This is a genomic window from Candidatus Nitrotoga arctica (assembly GCF_918378365.1).
Lineage (GTDB): Bacteria > Pseudomonadota > Gammaproteobacteria > Burkholderiales > Gallionellaceae > Nitrotoga > Nitrotoga arctica.
The window spans coordinates 1,933,603-1,952,477 of record NZ_OU912926.1 but is presented as its reverse complement, the minus strand read 5'-3'; the positions used below and the strand labels follow the sequence as shown (position 1 = coordinate 1,952,477).

19 protein-coding genes and 1 tRNA gene are annotated in these 18,875 nt (G+C 47.9%); 7 read left to right on the top strand and 13 right to left on the bottom strand.

Going from position 1 to position 18,875, the window contains the following annotated elements; translation table 11 throughout:
- Position 1: 1 nt before the first annotated feature.
- The 9 genes from nuoF to tpiA all read right to left on the bottom strand — a co-directional run bounded on the left by nuoF (position 2) and on the right by tpiA (position 6,178).
- Positions 2-1,273, bottom strand: a complete 1,272-nt coding sequence (nuoF, locus tag MKZ32_RS08885; protein ID WP_239796946.1) for an NADH-quinone oxidoreductase subunit NuoF — start codon at positions 1,271-1,273, stop codon at positions 2-4.
- Positions 1,270-1,749, bottom strand: a complete 480-nt coding sequence (locus MKZ32_RS08880; RefSeq protein WP_239796945.1) for an NADH-quinone oxidoreductase subunit NuoE family protein — start codon at positions 1,747-1,749, stop codon at positions 1,270-1,272. Before MKZ32_RS08880 ends, nuoF begins: the two co-directional genes overlap by 4 nt.
- A 103-nt stretch (positions 1,750-1,852) precedes the next feature.
- On the bottom strand, positions 1,853-3,106 hold the full coding sequence (locus tag MKZ32_RS08875) for an NADH-quinone oxidoreductase subunit D (RefSeq protein WP_239796944.1): 1,254 nt from the start codon (positions 3,104-3,106) through the stop codon (positions 1,853-1,855).
- A gap of 105 nt (positions 3,107-3,211) precedes the next feature.
- On the bottom strand, positions 3,212-3,853 hold the full coding sequence (locus MKZ32_RS08870) for an NADH-quinone oxidoreductase subunit C (protein ID WP_239796943.1): 642 nt from the start codon (positions 3,851-3,853) through the stop codon (positions 3,212-3,214).
- Between the two features lie 172 nt (positions 3,854-4,025).
- Positions 4,026-4,502, bottom strand: a complete 477-nt coding sequence (locus MKZ32_RS08865) for a NuoB/complex I 20 kDa subunit family protein (protein ID WP_239796942.1) — start codon at positions 4,500-4,502, stop codon at positions 4,026-4,028.
- The gene (locus MKZ32_RS08860; protein WP_239796941.1) at positions 4,493-4,849 is read right to left on the bottom strand and encodes an NADH-quinone oxidoreductase subunit A; all 357 of its coding nucleotides are present in this window, start codon (positions 4,847-4,849) and stop codon (positions 4,493-4,495) included. Before MKZ32_RS08860 ends, MKZ32_RS08865 begins: the two co-directional genes overlap by 10 nt.
- Before the next feature lie 101 nt (positions 4,850-4,950).
- Positions 4,951-5,035, bottom strand: a tRNA-Leu gene (locus tag MKZ32_RS08855).
- 14 nt (positions 5,036-5,049) lie between these two features.
- On the bottom strand, positions 5,050-5,400 hold the full coding sequence (secG, locus tag MKZ32_RS08850; RefSeq protein WP_239796940.1) for a preprotein translocase subunit SecG: 351 nt from the start codon (positions 5,398-5,400) through the stop codon (positions 5,050-5,052).
- 22 nt (positions 5,401-5,422) lie between these two features.
- Complete coding sequence (tpiA, locus tag MKZ32_RS08845) at positions 5,423-6,178, bottom strand: triose-phosphate isomerase (protein WP_239796939.1); 756 nt, start codon at positions 6,176-6,178, stop codon at positions 5,423-5,425.
- Between the two features lie 462 nt (positions 6,179-6,640).
- On the opposite strand from tpiA, the gene MKZ32_RS08840 reads away from it, so the two are divergent.
- The 5 genes from MKZ32_RS08840 (at position 6,641) to MKZ32_RS08820 (ending at position 10,902) form a co-directional block, all read left to right on the top strand.
- Positions 6,641-6,991, top strand: coding sequence for a DUF3147 family protein (locus tag MKZ32_RS08840; protein WP_239796938.1), 351 nt, complete (start codon positions 6,641-6,643; stop codon positions 6,989-6,991).
- Positions 6,992-7,175: 184 nt separating this feature from the next.
- A complete protein-coding gene (locus MKZ32_RS08835; protein ID WP_239796937.1) occupies positions 7,176-8,126 on the top strand; it encodes a chromate resistance protein ChrB domain-containing protein in 951 nt (316 codons plus the stop codon).
- Entirely contained in the window at positions 8,113-9,477 is a 1,365-nt protein-coding gene (gene chrA, locus MKZ32_RS08830; protein ID WP_239796936.1) for a chromate efflux transporter, read from the top strand. The genes MKZ32_RS08835 and chrA overlap by 14 nt, the downstream gene beginning before the upstream one ends.
- 8 nt (positions 9,478-9,485) lie before the next feature.
- Positions 9,486-9,932, top strand: a complete 447-nt coding sequence (locus MKZ32_RS08825; protein WP_239796935.1) for a chromate resistance protein ChrB domain-containing protein — start codon at positions 9,486-9,488, stop codon at positions 9,930-9,932.
- A 46-nt stretch (positions 9,933-9,978) separates the two neighbouring features.
- Positions 9,979-10,902: a DUF1259 domain-containing protein gene (locus MKZ32_RS08820; RefSeq protein ID WP_239796934.1), complete on the top strand. Its 924-nt coding sequence runs from the start codon at positions 9,979-9,981 to the stop codon at positions 10,900-10,902.
- Between the two features lie 282 nt (positions 10,903-11,184).
- On the opposite strand, the gene MKZ32_RS08815 is transcribed toward MKZ32_RS08820, so the two are convergent.
- Positions 11,185-12,225, bottom strand: a complete 1,041-nt coding sequence (locus tag MKZ32_RS08815; RefSeq protein ID WP_239796933.1) for an IS630 family transposase — start codon at positions 12,223-12,225, stop codon at positions 11,185-11,187.
- Positions 12,226-12,327: 102 nt separating this feature from the next.
- Here MKZ32_RS08815 and MKZ32_RS08810 point away from each other — a divergent pair, with 102 nt between their 5' ends.
- Positions 12,328-12,564: an EF-hand domain-containing protein gene (locus tag MKZ32_RS08810; protein WP_275584280.1), complete on the top strand. Its 237-nt coding sequence runs from the start codon at positions 12,328-12,330 to the stop codon at positions 12,562-12,564.
- 1,248 nt (positions 12,565-13,812) lie between these two features.
- On the opposite strand, the gene MKZ32_RS08805 is transcribed toward MKZ32_RS08810, so the two are convergent.
- Positions 13,813-15,285 carry a porin gene (locus MKZ32_RS08805; RefSeq protein ID WP_239796931.1) on the bottom strand — a complete coding sequence of 491 codons (1,473 nt, stop codon included), beginning with the start codon at positions 15,283-15,285 and terminating at the stop codon, positions 13,813-13,815.
- Between the two features lie 407 nt (positions 15,286-15,692).
- Between MKZ32_RS08805 and MKZ32_RS08800 the strand changes: the two genes are divergently transcribed.
- The gene (locus MKZ32_RS08800; protein ID WP_239796930.1) at positions 15,693-16,739 is read left to right on the top strand and encodes a PstS family phosphate ABC transporter substrate-binding protein; all 1,047 of its coding nucleotides are present in this window, start codon (positions 15,693-15,695) and stop codon (positions 16,737-16,739) included.
- Positions 16,740-16,991: 252 nt separating this feature from the next.
- Here MKZ32_RS08800 and MKZ32_RS08795 read toward each other — a convergent pair whose 3' ends face one another.
- Entirely contained in the window at positions 16,992-17,480 is a 489-nt protein-coding gene (locus MKZ32_RS08795; protein WP_239796929.1) for a hypothetical protein, read from the bottom strand.
- Positions 17,481-18,391: 911 nt separating this feature from the next.
- On the bottom strand, positions 18,392-18,547 hold the full coding sequence (locus tag MKZ32_RS08790) for a hypothetical protein (RefSeq protein WP_239796928.1): 156 nt from the start codon (positions 18,545-18,547) through the stop codon (positions 18,392-18,394).
- Positions 18,548-18,875: the final 328 nt, after the last annotated feature.

The following is an 18,875-nucleotide window of genomic DNA, read 5'->3' as shown; positions in this document are numbered from 1 at the left end:
GTCAGTCTTGCACCAAACAACGTTTGTGTTCGATGTGATATTCAAACTCGCTACGGAAATGCTTAAGGAAGCCCTGCACTGGCCATGCGGCGGCATCGCCAAGCGCGCAAATAGTGCGGCCGGCAATGTTTTCGCACAGGTCAAGCAAAAGATTAAGATCTTCCGGACGTCCTTCCCCTTTTTCGATACGGTGTATGATCCGGTATAACCAGCCAGTGCCTTCACGGCAGGGCGTGCATTGGCCACATGACTCTTCAAAATAAAAATAGGACAGGCGCTCCAGTGCTCGCACCATGCAGGTAGTGTCGTCCATGATGATAATCGCACCTGTGCCTAGCATAGAGCCCGCCTTGGCGACTGAATCATAGTCCATGTCGAGATCCATCATAATCTCGCCAGGTAAAACTGGCATGGAAGATCCACCGGGAATACAGGCCTTTAACTTACGGTCGCCGCGCATTCCCCCGGCCATTTCCAGCAATGTTTTGAACGGCGTTCCGAGCGGAACCTCAAAATTTCCTGGCCTGTTAACGTGACCGGAAATGGAAAACAATTTAATTCCGCCATTGTTCGGCCTGCCCAACTCAAGGAATTTTTGTCCGCCATTATTAATAATGTAAGGAATGGTGGCGAAGGTCTCGGTGTTGTTTATGGTAGTCGGCTTGCCATATAAACCAAAACTCGCCGGAAACGGTGGCTTGAAACGCGGCTGACCTTTTTTCCCTTCGAGTGATTCGAGCAATGCAGTTTCTTCGCCACAAATGTAAGCACCATAGCCCAGATGATTATGTAGCTCGAAACTGAAATCGCTGCCAAGTATATTGTTACCCAGATAGCCCGCCGCACGCGCTTCTTCACCAGCCGCCTCCATGCGTTCATAGGCCTCGAAAATCTCGCCGTGCACATAGTTGTAACCTACCTTGACTCCCATGGCATAGGCGGCGATTGCCATGCCTTCGATGAGAATGTGCGGGTTGTAGCGCAGAATGTCTCTGTCCTTGAAGGTACCCGGTTCGCCCTCATCAGAATTGCATACCAGATATTTATCGCCCTGGTAATTCCGCGGCATAAAGCTCCATTTCAGGCCAGTAGGAAAACCAGCACCGCCGCGACCCCGCAGGCCGGAATTCTTGACTTCGGCGATGATAGATTCAGGCGTCATTTTTTCTGCCAATATTTTACGCAGCGCTTGGTAGCCACCCACTTTGAGGTAGTTTTCCAGCGTCCATGGCTGGTCGAAATGCATAGTATTAAGAAGAATGGGTGTGCTCATTCCTTCTCCAATTCCGCCAAAATTTGATCGATCTTTTCTTTAGTGAGATGACCACACGTCTTTTTGTTGTTGATCATAAGTAGCGGTGCCTCATCACACACGTTCTGGCATTCGCCTTCACGCAGACCGAACTTACCGTCAGCTGTCACTTCGCCCACTCCGATTCCGAGCTTGTTCTTGATATAATTTAACGTTTCCATGGCGCCCACTAACTGGCAGGACAGATTAGTACACACTGTGAGGGTGTGCTGTCCCATGGGCTTCAGGTTATACATGTTATAGAAAGTCGCCACCTCATACACACTCATCTGAGGCATGTCGAGATAGGCCGCAACATCGGCCATGTCCTCGGTGTTTATCCAGCCCTTTTCATCTTGCACGAAACGCAATGCAGACATAACTGCAGACTGCTTCCGGTCGGGCGGATACTTCTTCAGCTCACGATCTGTTTTTGCTCGAACTTGCTCGGATAGCATCAAAGAACCTCTAAAAATGCTGTTGTCACAATAAAAGCGAGGATTTGGCTTTTTGATTGGACGTTCACGGGAATGACGAATTCAGAATTATTAAAGGTATTCATCAGCGGTCAACTTCTCCAAAAACTATATCTTGCGTACCAATAATCGCTACTACATCCGCAATCATGTGACCACGCGCCATTTCATCCAGCGCAGCGATATGGGCAAAACCGGGGGCACGAATTTTCAGGCGATAAGGCTTGTTCGCCCCATCGGAAATTATGTATATACCAAACTCACCTTTAGGATGTTCTACTGCCGCATAAGCCTCGCCGGACGGAACATGCATACCCTCAGTAAATAGCTTGAAATGGTGGATCAACTCTTCCATATTCTGTTTCATCGATTCGCGTTTGGGAGGCGCAACTTTGAAATTATTTACTATCACCGGACCGGGGTTCTGACGTAACCAGCTGATGCATTGCTTGATAATACGGTTTGACTGGCGCATCTCTTCCACACGCACCAGATAACGGTCATAGCAATCACCTTCGACTCCCACAGGAATATCGAAATCGAGGCGGTTATATACTTCGTAAGGTTGTTTCTTGCGCAAGTCCCAAACAATACCGGAACCGCGTAGCATGGGGCCGCTAAAGCCGAGCGCGAGCGCGCGTTCCGGAGTAACCACACCGATGCCGACGGTACGTTGTTTCCAGATTCGGTTGTCAGTCAGCAAAGTCTCGTATTCATCAACGCAGGTGGGAAAACGATTGGTAAAGTCTTCCATAAAATCAAGCAAGGAACCTTCACGGTTCTCGTTCATCTTCTTTACAGCCTTGGCATTGTGAATCTTGGATGCCTGATATAAGGGCATTGAATCAGGCAAATCTCGATACACTCCGCCTGGACGGTAATAGGCTGCATGCAACCGTGCGCCAGATACCGCCTCGTATACGTCCATCAGGTCTTCGCGCTCACGGAAAGCATATAAAAATACGGTCATTGCACCAATATCCAGTGCATGTGCTCCCAGCCACAGCAGATGATTCATTACTCGGGTAATTTCGTCGAACATTACCCGAATATACTGCGCTCTCAGTGGCACTTCGAGAGCAAGCAGTTTTTCGATGGCCATGACATAAGCATGTTCGTTGCACATCATCGACACGTAGTCGAGGCGATCCATATAAGGCAGCGATTGCAGATACGTCTTATGCTCAGCCAGTTTCTCAGTACCGCGATGAAGCAAGCCGATATGCGGATCAGCACGCTCAATTACTTCACCGTCCAGTTCCAGAACCAAGCGCAACACACCGTGTGCGGATGGGTGCTGCGGCCCAAAGTTCATGGTATAATTTTTTATTTCAGCCATGATAAAAGCCTTCGCCCCTGTTGCCCAAAAAAGAAGAGGAGTGCAAAATCCCGGGGAAAGTCGTTATCTGCGTGCCCGTGCCTACGTCGTTCAAGGTTCTGGCTTTCATTTCAAACCCCCGTAATGTTCTTCACGAATGATGCGGGGAACGAGTTCACGGGGTTCAATCGACACCGGTTGATAAATCACGCGCTGCTGCTCAGGGTCGTAGCGCATCTCGACATGGCCTGATAATGGAAAATCCTTGCGGAAAGGGTTGCCAACAAAACCGTAATCAGTGAGCAGGCGACGTAAATCAGGATGATCAGTAAACACAATTCCATACAAATCGAATGCCTCGCGCTCATACCAGTTGGCACACGGCCAAATGTTTACTACGGAACTCAGGATTGGCAGATCATCGTCTTCAGCAAAGACGCGCACGCGTAAGCGGATATTATGGGTCAACGACAACAGATGGTAGACCACGGCAAATCGAGAAGGATAAGCATCAGGAGCAATATCAGATTTGAGATAGGCACCGCCTTCACAAATGTCACTTCCATAAGTAAAGTAATCTACTCCGCACAGATCCATCATCTGTTCAAAACGCAAAGCGGGATCGTCGCGCAAGCGCGTCAGCACCTCCAGCATGTCAACGTCCCTCACGACTAGGGTCAACTCGCCCAGCGTATTTTCCAAGCTCACTATTTGATTAGCGAAAATCGTGGTTAAGTTAGTAGTCAGGAGGGTTAAATTAGAGGCCATGTTTTACACCGGTGTCGTGTGAATCAATTTTACGATGGCATTTTTTGAGTTGACGAACAAGTCACGTAGATCAAAGCATGATATGTCCGTGCACTTCAGATGACAGACATCGCTCTCATTTGAACGGAGATCAACAGCATTGAGTTTTCTATCATGAATATTGCACATAAATTTAGCGCGCAATTGTATTCGTTCGTTTAATTTTGTTTTGCAATTGAATAATGCCATACAACAGTGCCTCAGCAGTTGGCGGGCAACCTGGCACGTACACATCCACTGGCACGATGCGGTCACAACCTCGGACGACCGAATAGGAATAATGGTAGTAGCCGCCGCCATTAGCGCAGGATCCCATCGAGATTACCCAGCGCGGTTCAGCCATTTGGTCATACACTTTGCGTAGCGCCGGCGCCATCTTGTTGCACAGTGTGCCAGCTACTACCATCACGTCTGACTGGCGCGGGCTGGGACGAAACGTTATGCCAAAGCGATCAAGATCATAACGCGAAGCGCCCGCCTGCATCATTTCTACCGCGCAGCATGCCAAGCCAAAAGTCATTGGCCACAGCGAACCCGTGCGAGCATAATTAATTAATACGTCCAATGATGTGGTAATGATGCCTTTTTCCAGAACGCCTTCTATTCCCATTCCAAAGCTCCCCTTTTCCACTCGTAAATAAATCCGACCACGAGGATAGCCAAGAAAATTAACATAGAAATATACCCAAACAAGCCGATTTCCTTCAGCACCACCGCCCAAGGAAATAGGAATGCGATTTCTAGATCGAACAAGATAAATAAGATGGCAACGAGGTAATAACGCACGTCGAATTTCATCCGCGCGTCTTCAAAAGCGCCAAAGCCGCACTCATAAGGTGAGAGCTTTGCATTGTCCGGGCGATTAGGCGCAGCTAGCCAGCCTAACAGCAGCGGCGCCACGCCCATCGCCAGTCCAACGAATATGAACAACAAGATCGGAAAATAATTTTCCAACATCTGAGCCTCCCCCTCATCCATTTGGCGTCTTGCTAATCTGACGCACGGAATGCATTTCTAGTTTAATTAACCAGAGCCCAGAAAACTTTGGCTTAAATATTTGGTGCCGATGAGCAGACTCGAACTGCTACAGCTTTCGCCACTAGCCCCTCAAGCTAGCGTGTCTACCAATTTCACCACATCGGCGTAATTTTATTATTTTATTTTGGTATTTCTTGCGACTTCGAACCCGTTGCATCGCCAGGTGTTGAAGCGGGTGCCGCTGGCGTCTGTGCCGCCTTTGATACTTCATGCTTGTCCATTACACCATGAGATTGCGATGGGTTAGCATAAATATAAGTTAGCGACATGCTGGTAATAAAAAATATCCCCGTAGCCACTGCCGTACTACGACTTAAAAAATTGGCTGAGCCACTCGAGCCAAACACACTCCCAGCTGAACCCGTGCCAAAGGCAGCTCCCATATCCGCCCCTTTGCCATGCTGCATCAGCACCAGACCAACCAGCACTATTGCAGTTATTACATGTATAACCCAAACGAAAATTTCCACGTACTACTCCAAAAGATCGAATTTATTTTTGCCCAGCGTTGCAAATAGCCAAGAAATCTTCAGCAACCAACGATGCGCCACCGATCAGCCCACCATTAATGTCCGGCATGGCGAACAGTTCGGCTGCGTTAGAGGCATTAACACTACCGCCATAAAGTATACACAAAGCTTGACCAAATTCCTCATCAAAACCGGCGATACGTTTACGTATAAAAGCATGTACCTCTTGTGCCTGTTCTGGCGAAGCAGTCTTGCCAGTACCGATAGCCCAGACCGGCTCATAGGCAATGACCGCAGTACGGAACGACTGTATGCCTCGCAACTTGATAACTTCGGCTAGCTGTTCCGTTACCACTGCCTCTGTCGTACCGGCTTCACGCTGCTCCAAAGTTTCGCCAACACAAAGGATGGGCGACAACTCTGCCTTTTGAACCGCAGCGAATTTTTCCGCTACCAGCTGACTACTTTCACCGTACAGGCTGCGCCGTTCGGAATGCCCAACGATCACATAATCGCAGCCAAAATCACGTAACATGGAAACCCCCACCTCGCCAGTGTAGGCTCCCTTATTTGCTTGATGGACATTCTGCGCACCCCATTTTATGGGAGTGTCATGCAGCAATGATTGCGTTTGTGCAAGATAGGGGAAAGGCACACACACTGCGCAATCTACCCCCGACATTTGCGCTACGCCATTTGCTACCTCTTTCAACAAAGCTTCATTCTTGGTCAGCGCCCCATTCATCTTCCAATTTCCGACAATGAATTTGCGTTGCATTTTAACTGAGCCTTTCAAAACAACGAAGGCGGCTATGCTACCCGTGAAAATACAAACGGTCAATCTCACTCACGACTCTTACGACATAGCGTGAGAGAGAGACCTTTTTAGTCCTTCAGTTGCAATGGCTATAACCCTAGCGCGCTGTGCTACCCGGGCTTGTAGATAATATATTAATTAGAATGTTGCACAAATTTTGTGCTGCTACAATTTCATCGCCACGTCGCAATTTTTCGATTTTCAAGCGACAGTCTCTGAACTCCAACTTACGGGGTGAAGCGTGATATTGTTATTGAAAAAGATGGCGTACAAGGGTAGCGTCTTTTTTTGGGAATGACATGAAACGGCGGAAAATAAAAATCATTGCATATCAATACTATACAATGGCAATATGCGCGTTATAACATTTTAAAAATGCCTGTACGCAAGCGTCGAGGCCTTAACTCTTAGGTTCCTAACCCTATGCTTTACTATGCACTCAAGGTCATCATCTCGGCACTTCTTATCGTTGCCATCTCTGAAATCGCCAAGCGGTCTACCGGATTTGCAGCCTTGGTGGCCTCTCTTCCGCTTACATCATTACTTGCGTTTATTTGGCTTCACATGGATGCGTCCCCTCCCGAGCGAATTGCCGAGCTCTCCAGCCAAATTTTCTGGCTTGTCCTTCCTTCTCTTCTTCTGTTTTTGTTGCTTCCGTTCCTGCTTAAGCATGGTTTGAGCTTCTGGGTCAGTCTTGGTTTGTCTATGGCAACAACTGCTGGCTGTTACATCGCTTTGCTGCCATTGCTGCGCCGTATGGGGGTTAATCTATGAATTGTTAACTACCACTGTATTGGCGAGACGACGGTTTCCACACACCAATAACACTCAAACCCCAACTGTTTTCGGTTGGGGTTTTTTCTTCCTATCCGAAGGAAACAGTCCCAATTCGGCGGGTGGAGAATCATACCTAAAAAATAATTTGCAATGATATCTACAAATATGTAGCATTCGCTGCATGAATAACTGGCTCTTATTTATCACCAGCCTTCCTACCGAGAACGCTACGATTCGGATGAGGGCGTGGCGCGCACTTAAAGCCTCCGGCGCTATAGTGTTGCGTGATGGTGTCTATTTGCTGCCGGATCGCACTCCATGCCATGCCACATTGGAAGTCATCGCCGCTGACGTGCGAGCTGGTGACGGAACCGCACTCGTGCTGCGCATTGAAGAACCGATTGATGCAAACTTCGTTCACCTATTCGATCGCAGCGAGGACTTCGCGGTGTTGTTGTCCGATATAGCACAGGCGCATGACGCACTATCTGCCGACACCGCACAAGAGTCGTTCAAACAAGCTCGCAAGCTCCGTAAGACCTTTACTAGCCTCGCCGAGATTGATTTCTTTCCCGGCGAGGCTCAAAGACAGGCAGATGCCGCGCTACAGGATCTTGAGCTGGCTACTGTTAGAGTGCTGGCACCAGACGAACCGCATCCGGTCCAAGGCGCAATTACGCGTCTACAAGTGGCCGATTATCAAGGCCGTATCTGGGCAACACGCCGTCGCCCCTGGGTTGATCGGTTAGCCAGCGCTTGGCTGATTCGACGTTTCATTGATTCACAAGCTCAACTGCTCTGGCTGGCGTCCCCGGCCGATTGCCCTGGTAATGCTCTGGGCTTCGACTTCGATGGTGCGACATTCAGCCACGTTAGCAATCGCGTCACCTTCGAAGTGTTGATGGTGAGCTTTGATTTGGAGTGTCCAGCCCTCAAGCGCCTGAGCGCGTTGGTGCATTATCTTGATGTCGGGGGCGTTCAGCAACCCGAAGCTGCCGGTGTGGAGAGCGTGCTTGCCGGGTTGCGTGAAGCCATCCTCGACGATGATCAATTGTTGGCGAGCGTGAGCGGCGTTTTCGATGGTTTGTTCACCGCCTTCGGCAAAGGAGTACCAACCCATGAATCAACCTGATGCACGCGCCATCGATTGCACCAATGCTCAACCTCAGCCGGTGAGTTTCCGGCAAGCCTTTGCCTTTTGGTTCAAGCTCGGTTTCATTAGCTTCGGTGGCCCGGCTGGACAAATATCCCTCATGCACCAAGAACTGGTCGTGAACCGACGTTGGATTTCCGAGCGGCGTTTCTTGCACGCGCTGAATTACTGCATGCTCTTGCCCGGCCCGGAAGCGCAGCAGCTCGCCACCTACATCGGCTGGCTGATGCATCGCACGTGGGGTGGTATCGTCGCTGGGGCTCTGTTCGTGCTCCCTTCGCTGCTGATCCTGATTGCGCTGTCGTGGGTCTATATTGCCTTTGGTAACTTGCCATTGGTCGCGGGGCTCTTCTATGGCGTCAAGCCCGCTGTAACGGCCATCGTGGCCCAAGCGACATATCGCATCGGCTCGCGAGTGCTCAAGAACAATGTGCTTTGGGGAATTGCCGCTGCGTCCTTCGTTGCGATCTTTGCCCTTAATGTGCCGTTCCCTGCAATCGTGGCAGCGGCGGCCATCATCGGCTACCTTGGAGGCCGCATCGCACCGGACAAGTTCAAGGCAGGTGGCGGCCATGGCAAGGCCGATAAATCCTTTGGTCCAGCGCTGATCGATGATGATACGCCAACGCCTGAGCACGCCCACTTCAGGTGGGGCAAGCTGGTCAAGATGGCCGTCGTTGGTGGTTTACTGTGGGCTGTGCCGATGGGCTTGCTGAATGCCATATACGGCTGGCATCACACATTCACGCAAATGGGCTGGTTCTTTACCAAGGCCGCATTGCTGACCTTTGGCGGAGCCTATGCCGTGTTGCCTTATGTATATCAGGGAGCGGTGGAAAACTATGGCTGGCTCACGCCCACGCAGATGATTGACGGTTTGGCGCTCGGTGAAACGACACCAGGGCCGCTCATCATGGTGGTGGCCTTCGTCGGCTTTGTCGGCGGTTACGTGAAAGTGTTGTTCGGTCCGGACTCCCTGTTCCTCGCCGGAGCAGTGGCGGCCACGCTGGTGACGTGGTTCACTTTCCTGCACTCATTTCTGTTCATCCTGGCGGGTGGCCCTTTGGTCGAATCCACGCACGGCGACCTCAAATTCACGGCGCCATTGACGGCTATCACTGCCGCCGTGGTAGGCGTGATTCTCAATCTGGCGCTGTTTTTCCTCTACCACGTACTGTGGCCGCAAGGATTTGCCGGAACCTTCGACTGGATCTCTGCGGTCATCGCGCTGGCAGCAGCCGTTGCTTTGTTCCGCTTTAAGCGGAATGTCATCGAGGTGATCGCCGCCTGTGCGGCGGTCGGTCTGATCCTGAAAACCTTAATTCTGTGAGGTGAATTATGAAGTGGATTACTCGTGAACACCCGAAGATTGACCGTATCGCTTGCCCATGGTTGATTGCGAAATTTATCGATAAAGAGCCGGAATTTTTGTATGTACCCGCTGGCGATGTTCTGCGCATTGCAGAAGATACCGGCGCGATCCCCTACGACATACCGGGCGTCGAGCTAACACATGACGGCGAGCTCTGCAGCTTCGACGCCTTCCTGAAGAAGTATAAGCTCGAAAATGACGCCTTGCAGCAATTGGCCGTCATCGTGCGCGGCGCGGACACCTCGCGGCTCGATCTCACGCCGCAGTCGTCAGGACTCTATGCCCTGTCGCTCGGTCTGTCGCAAAACTTCAGTGACGACCACGAGATGCTCAAACACGGCATGGTGATGTACGACGCGCTCTACGCTTGGTGCAGGCACTGTCAGAAGGAAACGCACAACTGGCCCCTGTAATGCGCTAATTTTTCCCGCTTCCCTAACACAATACAAGGAGATTCCCATGTTACGTTTCATTTTCTGTAGACGCTTCATTGTTGCGGCAGCACTCGCCCTCAATTTGGCTACGGCCCATGCAGCGGATTCAGTGAGCGTTTTGGATACCGCAAAGATTGAGCAGTTGACCGGCCTCAAAGGAATTTTTTCCAAGGAAGAAAATGTTTTCAAGGTATCCAAGCCGCGCAGCGACGTAAAAATCCAGGTTGATAAATGGTCTATGCCGACCTTTATGGGTCTCACGTCATGGGCTGCCTTTACCCCGACCCATAATGGACAAGCAATGATGATGGGCGATACGGTTGTGTTCGAGGATGAAGTCAATCCGGCCATGAGCACCGCCTTGAATGCCGGTCTTGAAGTTACCGCGCTCCATAATCATTTCTTCTTCGATCAACCCAAGGTCTACTTCATGCATATCAGCGGCATGGGCAGCGCCGATCAGCTGGCAACCGGCGTAAAGAAAGTCTATGACAAGATTGCCGAAATTCGTGCTGCTCATCCTGCGCCCGCCACAGCATTTCTGGGCGCAATCGCGAGTGACAATAAGATCACCCCCGCTTCTTTGGAAGCGGTATTTGGCATGAAGGGACAGGCAAACAACGGGATGTTCAAAGTCGTAATTGGTCGTGAAGCCAAAATGCATGACATCGTTGTGGCCAATCAAATGGGTGTTAATACTTGGGCTGCATTTGCCGGCTCCGATGATGAAGCGGTTGTCGATGGCGATTTCGCAATACTGGAAGATGAACTACAACCGGTACTCAAAACCATGCGGGCGCAAGGTATTAATATCGTAGCGATCCACCAGCATATGACGCAGGTGCAGCCGCACTACCTGTTCCTGCATTACTGGGGCAAGGGCAAGGCAGTCGATCTGGCAAAAAGCATTAAAAAAGCGCTGGATGTCCAAGCCGCTTTGCATCGATAAACTCCTGTGATGGTGTAAATGGGGAGCAGGCTTTGCATCATTTTTATTCACTCCCCGCAAGGTTGTTGCCTATCTTGGTGCATTAATAAAGGCCAAGCCGGAGGACCACTGGCTGGGGCACAACCCAGCTGATAGCTATGTGTCCCGTCCCGTTCATGTGTCCACCAATAACGTCGTGGACACAATGATCGCTGCCGCCGTGATCTCTCAGCAATGTGAAAAAAACTTTTAGTTATCTCGCTATTACATCTTGCTTCGTATTATTGATCCGGCACGAATTATTCATGAAGCCGCGTAGGCGACTTTTGGGTCGCGGAAATAACGGCGCACGCGTTCGGGGTTTTGCTCAAGCATGATCATGTGATCAGTCGCAGCAGCTCTGAGTTTTGCCTTGGTGCGCACTGGCACCTTTGAAGTGATGACGTGCTTGAGATCTGCATTCAGTCTTTCTTCGGGGTTGAGTTCAGGGCTGTAGCTGGGCAAGTAGAACAACTCGATTTTCTGTGCGTTCTCGGCAGCCCAAGCCTTTACAGGTTTGCTGTGATGAACTCTCAAGTTGTCCAGTATCAGAAACACCTTGCGGTCTGTATCCTTGATGAGCGCCTCCAGAAATTCAATGAGCTTGTCGGAGTTAAATGCCTCATCAATAATCATCCAGCGCGTTTTACCCTGATTGGTTACCGTCGCAATCATCGATAGCTTGTGGCGCGTGCCGCCTACTGCGAACGTCACAGGTGTCTTGCCCACCGGCGCATAGCTCCTGCCTCTGACATCCGTGTTGACTAGCGCCGTCTCGTCGCCCCAGTGAATTTCCGCACCTTCTGTTTTTGCTCTGGCTTCAATGGCCGGATATTGTTCATCAAGCCAAGCCTGGACGGCTTCAGGCCGCTGCTCGTATGCTTTTTTAATGGGTTTTTGTGGTGTAAAACCCCAACGTGCCAAGTAGTTGCCTACTGCCCGAATAGACAGCTTGATACCGTGCGCCAGCTCAATGTGCTGGCGCACAGCGGGCCTGCTCCATAGCGCAAAATCCATCTTGAGTTGTTCGGGGCGTCTGTCGCAGATGGTTTGTTGAATCGCCAGCTCTTGGCTAACCGTCAAGCGGCGTCCACTGCCAGGTTTTTTACCCCGAACGCCGGGCTTGAGTGCCCCCGAACCTTCAGCCTTATACAACCGCAGCGCCGTATTGACTGCCGTCCAGCTCAGTCCCGTTTGCACCACGATCTCCATCACCGCCACACCTTTGCGGTGCATACGAATAACTTGCTTGCGTCGTTCATGCAGTACTTCTCGCGACTGCTTGCGGGCATCTTCTTTTTCCATACTCCATAGACATCGAAAACCAATAAAAATTCATTTATAAATCGTGCCGGGTCTATAGGCACTACGTTAGCTCACGCGGATGCTGATGCATCTTCTGGAAAAATGCACGATACAATGTTTAAAGCCATGGATACTAATTCCGATGGAATGGTTACTATGGATGAATTTAATGCTTTCCATGCAAAGAAATTTAAGGAAATGGATGTCAACGGTAATGGCCAAGTTACCTTGGATGAAATGAAGGCTGGGTATAAGAAGATGGACGATGGGCGCAAGAAAATGGACGACGCTTGGCACAAAAAGACAGATGATTCAGCGCACAAGAAGATGGATAACTAGGCGGTATGTAAGTTATAACGCTCGATGGGAGCTGTAGTGTTAACTGGTAAGCTCAATAATTGACTGCAACAGGCTGCGTCGACTGCAATAGGTTGAGTCAATTGACGATAACGGTACTGCATATCGTATGTCGTCAAGGTCAAAAATTAATGCTATAAGCTCTTCTTGTAATGTGCAGTTACTGCGATTTTGAATTCTTACTGGAATATAGCGAGTTCAAATCTATTCAAATAATATAGCGCCCAAGTATTTCTGAGTCCTTGTTAAAATCTAGGGGGCAGATTAACAATCTAAAAAACGAAGAAAAAATATGGTTTTTAAGAAGCTTGCATAGTTGTAACTATTGGAGGATTTTTGGGTGTGAATTTGGCATCCGTACATAGGTGTAGTTATGTCTTAACAACCTGTAAAAATAAAAATCGCTCATTGGACATTCAATAGCGGCAGGGTAGGGCGGGCCTGAGTTTAATTGACCAATGTCTATGCTGTTTAGGATCATCGTACTCCGATAACTCGAAGTGTGGCCTGCCAGCACATCCTGGCTTTTCCGACCCGAAAAAGTAATAACCGGCTAAGCAATGATTAAACGAACTTCCAGGTCAGGAATGTTCACTGTAGTCATGCCCGCAGCGGCTGCAGATATCGTTACCGTATTGCTTCACGAAATCTGCACAACCACAATGACACTTTCCCCAGCCCATCCGACGCTCTGGATTTAGAGTCAGTGGCTCTACAATAGTCCAACTTAAACTGTTGGTATTACAAATTTTGGATTCAGAAAAATGTAATAGCTCATGCATGGTAATTCTCCCCTTTTTAATTTTTCATTCAAAGAATAGAGATTCAAGCGATGACTGAACTAACATTAACGCCCTCCGCTTTTAGCCAAAAGTAAGAGCAGGCTTAAGAGTTAGCAAGTAACCATCATTAAATTATTTGTACTCATATTATACAAATAATAGGAAACGGTTAAATGTTAAATCTGTTTACTCCAAGTTATCTGTGCGGTACCGCACGCATATTTTTAAATTCGCACAATCAAAGTAAGCTGCTAAGCAGCCCCCTTGGTGATTTTTGCCGATGACAGGCACTTGGCTGCTTCAGATATTGTCACCCCGCCCCCTTCATGTTGGTGCATTGCTTGCTCCTGAAAATTCCTGTGTGTAAATCTCTCTGGGTATCCGTTCAATCTCAGTCTCCAGCTCCTAGTATTTTACAGAAACATCGGGCTTCATTTTTCAGCCTACCTTAGAAATTCCACTGCAACTGTGCGCGAAGCATATCGGCTTTAACTTGTCTGAAGCCATTTAAAGATGGAACAAATGTATTTATATTAGTTCTGTCCATATTAGCGTAGGCTAAGGTCAATTCTAGTTCTGGTCTTGGTAGCCATTCAACGCCGACTTCTGTTTCGCGCAAGTGGGAGTGAGGTGCGTTCGTTGAGAATTTTTCGGAGCCATCGTATCGCTGCCATTTTATGTAGGGAATCCAGCTACCAAGGGCATTATCCAGTTTGTACATGGCTTGGATATAACCGCCATTAAGACTAGTGGACGCGATTCGTTTGCCGTCTGCGGTCAATTGAGGTGAATTGCCCCAGTTCCATTCCGTTTGCAAGCCAAAAGGTTGGGGATACAGCACCGCATGTATGCCCACACGTTCGTCCCGTAAACCTTTGCTATCAAATGAGGGAGTGACGTTAACACCACCGACTGTAATCTGGCTGGATTTTGGAACATATTTTCCGGTGAATGCTGATATGCCAGCCTCAAAAAACTGGCCGTTGTCGAACTTGAACGGATAGGTCAGACGCGCCACTGTATGGAGGTTATCATTGAGTTCGGCACGGTTCAGACCTTGACCGTTGTAAATACCCAGTCCCAATACGCCATAATCGCCCGTACCTTTGAGACCACTACGCACCAGATCTCTAAAGCGATCACGGATGTGCGCGGGTGCCCAGTAGAATGTCGCACCCATATCACGTTCGTCACGGGATGCAATGTTGACGGCATCGGCGCGATCCATAGTCAAACGGTTCTGGCTCGACTGCAGGATTTCAAAGCCGTAAGGAACTTTGGAGATACCGGCACGGATGCGGTATTCCTTTTTATCGTCGAAAGAAATATCGGAGTAGAAATCTCGAATCTGAAGCTTTCCACCCTGCGAATCTCCTGAGTCTGGGCCGGAATTAAATTCCGGTTGAATGTAGACGTATAGATGGTCGCTAACGTCGCCCGAGAGAACTATGCGGGCGCGTCGAACTCCGAAATTCTGGTTATCTGAGATAAATTTGTCAGCGGGGGATGCTAGATTGACGTTATCTCCAGATATAGGTTGGTTGTAACGTAACTGGGCGTAGCCACGCAGGCTGATCTTGTCGGCCCAGTTGCTCTTGGGTGCAAGAGACGCTGTCAGTTCCTCAGCCGCTTTAAGCTCCTCCTTCTTTTTCTTTTGACGAAGCCTGGTTTCCAGTGTTTTAAGTTCTTCAGGGGGGACTTTGCCCAAGGCCTCATTTACTTCTTCAAATTCGCTGAGCTTGACTCTGTTTATGCCAGGTGAAGTAAATACTTGTTGAGTCTGTGTGTCCACATACAGCTGGAGAGCCTGTGCAGGAATCGCAGTCCCACCCAGCAGAGCCAGCAAGACGACTGATAATGTGGTGGGTCTTAATCTGCTCTTAATGTTTGGCTTAACTGCATGGCTTTTGGATGCTTGCATTCTTTATCTCCAGGAAAAAATAAAAACTTCACCAGCTCAAGATTATTCTTGAGTCGTGCAAACATTCTAAAGAATGAAGATGACAGTTTTATGACATGCCAACTTGTGGAGATATTTAATTAAACGCTTATTGCCCTGCGTTTTGGGTGAGCCCGCCTTATTGGCGAAGAGCAGGGTATGGAGATATGCGGAGGCGTAAGAAGGTGCATTTTTACTAATCGGCAACCTGGATAATGCAATGAAATAGAAAATTTTATGAATATTTCATTGGTAATTTTGCATAAACCTCAAGTTCATCAATAATTTGTATTGGGTGAATCAGAGATGTCACAATTCTGCAACATTAGGAGCTTAATATAGTGACGCTGCCATGTGGTGGTGACCCAATTAACCGAATGGAGAGAAAAATGTTGAAATCGCACAGTCTTAAAGTACTGGGTGTGACCGCTGCATTGAGTATATTAATGAGCACCCCAACCACTGCGGGCGCCGTCGCGATCATCAAGATTGATGGCTCAAGCACTGTCTATCCTGTTACAGAGGCAGTGACAGAAGAGTTCCAGAAAAGCAAAAAAGACGCCATTAAAGTGACCGTCGGTATTTCCGGCACCAGTGGCGGATTCAAGAAGCTCTGCCGTGGAGAGATTGATATCGCTAACGCCTCTCGCCCGATCCTGAGTGAAGAAATGAAAGAATGCAATAAGCACGGCATTAAATATATTGAGTTGCCTGTGGCTTACGATGCGCTGACCGTGGTGGTCAACCCTCAAAATAATTGGGTGAATAGTATGACCGTGGCCGAGCTCAAGAAAATGTGGGAGCCAATAGCGCAAGGCAAAATGACTAATTGGAATCAGATTAATCCTGCCTGGCCAAATGCTCCCCTGAAATTATTTGGTCCCGATTCTGACTCAGGTACCTTCGATTTTTTCACTGAAGTTATTGTGGGCAAGGCCAAGTCCAGTCGTCTCGATTACCCTGCGTTTGACGACGATAAATTGCTGGTACAGGGTGTTTCTGGCGATAAGGATGCCATTGGCTACGTCGGTTATGCATATTACGCTGAAAACATCAATAAACTGAAAGCTGTCCCCATTAGATCGGCGGAAGGTAAGCCGCCAGTGCTGCCCAGCTTGGAAACGGTTAAGGACAGTACCTATCGACCCCTTTCACGCCCCATCTTCATCTACGTTAACGCGAAAGCTGCACAAAAACCTGAGGTCAAGGAGTTTGTCGAATTCTATCTCAAGCAAGCATCGAATTTGGTAGAGGAAGTGAAGTACATACCCCTGCCAGATGCCGCCTACAAGCTGGCACTGGATAATTTTATGAAGAGTAAAACGGGTTCTGGTTTCGGTGGTAAGTCCCATGTCGATATCGATTTCAGCGGTATAGCCGAGGTCGGTGTGTCAGATGAGGTGCTCATGAAACGTGAAGGGAGGATTTTTCCGTAATATAAGGTAATCATTAGATGCACGTATCCAATACGTTATCAAATGAAAGCCTTTAGGGGGCTTTGGCAGCTTTGCTCTGCATTATCGACCTCCACGGTGGGCAGAAATCTCAACCCAGGCGAACGAGTGGAAGTGCCTGCTAAGTAGGTACCACATAGGACGGGAAAGAATTCGAGGAGCATGTATCCAAAGTTGATTTATAAAAAAGGTAAAATCTCTAGCATCACGAAAAAATTATGAAACTAGTTAGAATCAACCGCCGGCACCACACATAACCAAACCTTCTGATACCCAGTTCTTAAGAGCCATCGCTTTCACTTCAGTCGTGTCAGTGGTAAAGCGGTGGTTGGAGTCGTTATACATCCATCGATTATTATAAAGACGGTAGATAGGTATGGTGTCTCCCGGACAGGTATTATTTACTGGCAATTTCACGTAAAACGCGATTCCTTCATATGTCCAGCCGGGATCATTTTTTACCTGGTTGCACTCGCCTGGGTCTGCGGTATAAAAATGTGAATTCGGCCCTTTTCCTGGTGTTCCATAAAACCTGCATACTGGCACCGCGCCTTGAGAAGCCTGTCTCCATGCTAGAAAATATCCCTTAGTATCACGCCAGCCAGGCCCAGCCCCACCTGACAGAACTGAGAATGATTCAGACCTTGATCCGGTACGAAAAAAATGATTCAGATCAACATTGTAGTATTCATATACTAGAAAAAAAGGTTTGAATGCATTCACTGCCAGCAAGGTATTGTAGGCATCTACAACACCTGCCCCACAGAGTGGCCAGTATTTTGTGCATTGAGAGTCAGATGGGAATGCGCGGCTACCGTAGGTTATGCTATATGCAAGCAGTTATGGACGTAAAGGGCAGCAAAATAAATTGCTAAGGTTTTAGAACACTCATCATTGGTGGTATTGCATGGGCTGGTTACACGAAATTTCAAAGAGAAAGCTTGGCGAAAGCTAATGAGCAACAAAAATAGCAAGTTGGTAGAGAGTTATTACCAGAGCGAAATGAGCCTATAACGAGTATTGCCAATCCAAGTAATTTCAGATGTGATGGTAGAGTTCATTGCTCTCAAATGGCCTCTTGCGATGAAGCAACATATTGTCTGCGAAACTGTTCGGGAGTGAAAATGGACGTCCGAATGGTATTCCTTGTGAGAGCCAGTGGTGTAAATATAAATAGCTGATTTGTTAATTAGCCTCGACATTTTCTCAGTAAACGGCGCGGTAATTTTCAGCAAACATTCAAAAAATATTCTAATGCTGAAAGTGGGAATTATTGGACATTGATTAACCGTGATTCTCGTTAAATTTAGTCAGACGGGCGCATCCAGCAAAGCTCGTTGTTCAGCTGAAATATTTCCTGCCATGCTTCATCTGGGAAATCATTCCGATTCAATCTCCCGCTAATGCCATTTGGTTGCAACAGGTCGGTGAAATAGGCTTCTTTAATTGATTAGAATGGTTTCTAGAGGCAACACATGTTTATCGTTGATATTCAAAACACACTTTAAATTTCGCAGCTTTAATAAGCTTTTTAAGAATACTGCATGACACTATGGCTGTTGTTGTCTAGTGCTTATGATTTGTTGTTTTGAGCAGGACATCAAAAACCTCCGGCTTGGCCGGAGGTCGTTTAACTATTTCTTCAAGCCGGCGATACAAGCTTGGATTTTGTCTTTATCACCAGCATGGGTTTTTTGGCAATCTGCTGCCGACTGAGGAGTGCTTGCAAATGACGGTAAAGTAACAATAGATACCAAAGCAAAAAGTAGCATATTCATTAAATTTTTCATTATATTTATTTCCTTTAAAAAGTTAATTCAAAACTGACCTTATGCCAGTGCTTTAATAAATAGCAAAATATATGCCAGTTTATATAATGAATACAAAGCAGGTACTTACGAAATTATTAGATATGGTTATCTTATAATAATGTCTCTTTTCGAAGACATTATTTACTATCGATACGTAACATATTAAATATAATCATAATTATTGGTAGTCAATTAGAGACAATTTAATTGTTAATCTAATATTACGCTTTAAAGTAAACATACCACGTTCAACGAACATGGTATGTTTACTAAGAATATATTTTGAGAGCTGAGTCGCCAAGAACAG

Excerpts from the sequence above, each read along its gene's own strand:
- MKZ32_RS08875 (WP_239796944.1), bottom strand. The coding sequence starts at position 3,106 with ATGGCTGAAATAAAAAATTATACCATGAACTTTGGGCCGCAGCACCCA.
- MKZ32_RS08840 (WP_239796938.1), top strand. The coding sequence starts at position 6,641 with ATGCTTTACTATGCACTCAAGGTCATCATCTCGGCACTTCTTATCGTT.
- nuoF (WP_239796946.1), bottom strand. The coding sequence starts at position 1,273 with ATGAGCACACCCATTCTTCTTAATACTATGCATTTCGACCAGCCATGG.
- MKZ32_RS08800 (WP_239796930.1), top strand. The coding sequence starts at position 15,693 with ATGTTGAAATCGCACAGTCTTAAAGTACTGGGTGTGACCGCTGCATTG.
- MKZ32_RS08880 (WP_239796945.1), bottom strand. The coding sequence starts at position 1,749 with ATGCTATCCGAGCAAGTTCGAGCAAAAACAGATCGTGAGCTGAAGAAG.
- MKZ32_RS08865 (WP_239796942.1), bottom strand. The coding sequence starts at position 4,502 with ATGGGAATAGAAGGCGTTCTGGAAAAAGGCATCATTACCACATCATTG.
- MKZ32_RS08815 (WP_239796933.1), bottom strand. The coding sequence starts at position 12,225 with ATGGAAAAAGAAGATGCCCGCAAGCAGTCGCGAGAAGTACTGCATGAA.
- MKZ32_RS08870 (WP_239796943.1), bottom strand. The coding sequence starts at position 3,853 with ATGGCCTCTAATTTAACCCTCCTGACTACTAACTTAACCACGATTTTC.
- MKZ32_RS08805 (WP_239796931.1), bottom strand. The coding sequence starts at position 15,285 with ATGCAAGCATCCAAAAGCCATGCAGTTAAGCCAAACATTAAGAGCAGA.
- MKZ32_RS08835 (WP_239796937.1), top strand. The coding sequence starts at position 7,176 with ATGAATAACTGGCTCTTATTTATCACCAGCCTTCCTACCGAGAACGCT.
- MKZ32_RS08825 (WP_239796935.1), top strand. The coding sequence starts at position 9,486 with ATGAAGTGGATTACTCGTGAACACCCGAAGATTGACCGTATCGCTTGC.
- tpiA (WP_239796939.1), bottom strand. The coding sequence starts at position 6,178 with ATGCAACGCAAATTCATTGTCGGAAATTGGAAGATGAATGGGGCGCTG.
- MKZ32_RS08790 (WP_239796928.1), bottom strand. The coding sequence starts at position 18,547 with ATGAAAAATTTAATGAATATGCTACTTTTTGCTTTGGTATCTATTGTT.
- chrA (WP_239796936.1), top strand. The coding sequence starts at position 8,113 with ATGAATCAACCTGATGCACGCGCCATCGATTGCACCAATGCTCAACCT.
- MKZ32_RS08820 (WP_239796934.1), top strand. The coding sequence starts at position 9,979 with ATGTTACGTTTCATTTTCTGTAGACGCTTCATTGTTGCGGCAGCACTC.
- MKZ32_RS08860 (WP_239796941.1), bottom strand. The coding sequence starts at position 4,849 with ATGTTGGAAAATTATTTTCCGATCTTGTTGTTCATATTCGTTGGACTG.
- MKZ32_RS08810 (WP_275584280.1), top strand. The coding sequence starts at position 12,328 with ATGCACGATACAATGTTTAAAGCCATGGATACTAATTCCGATGGAATG.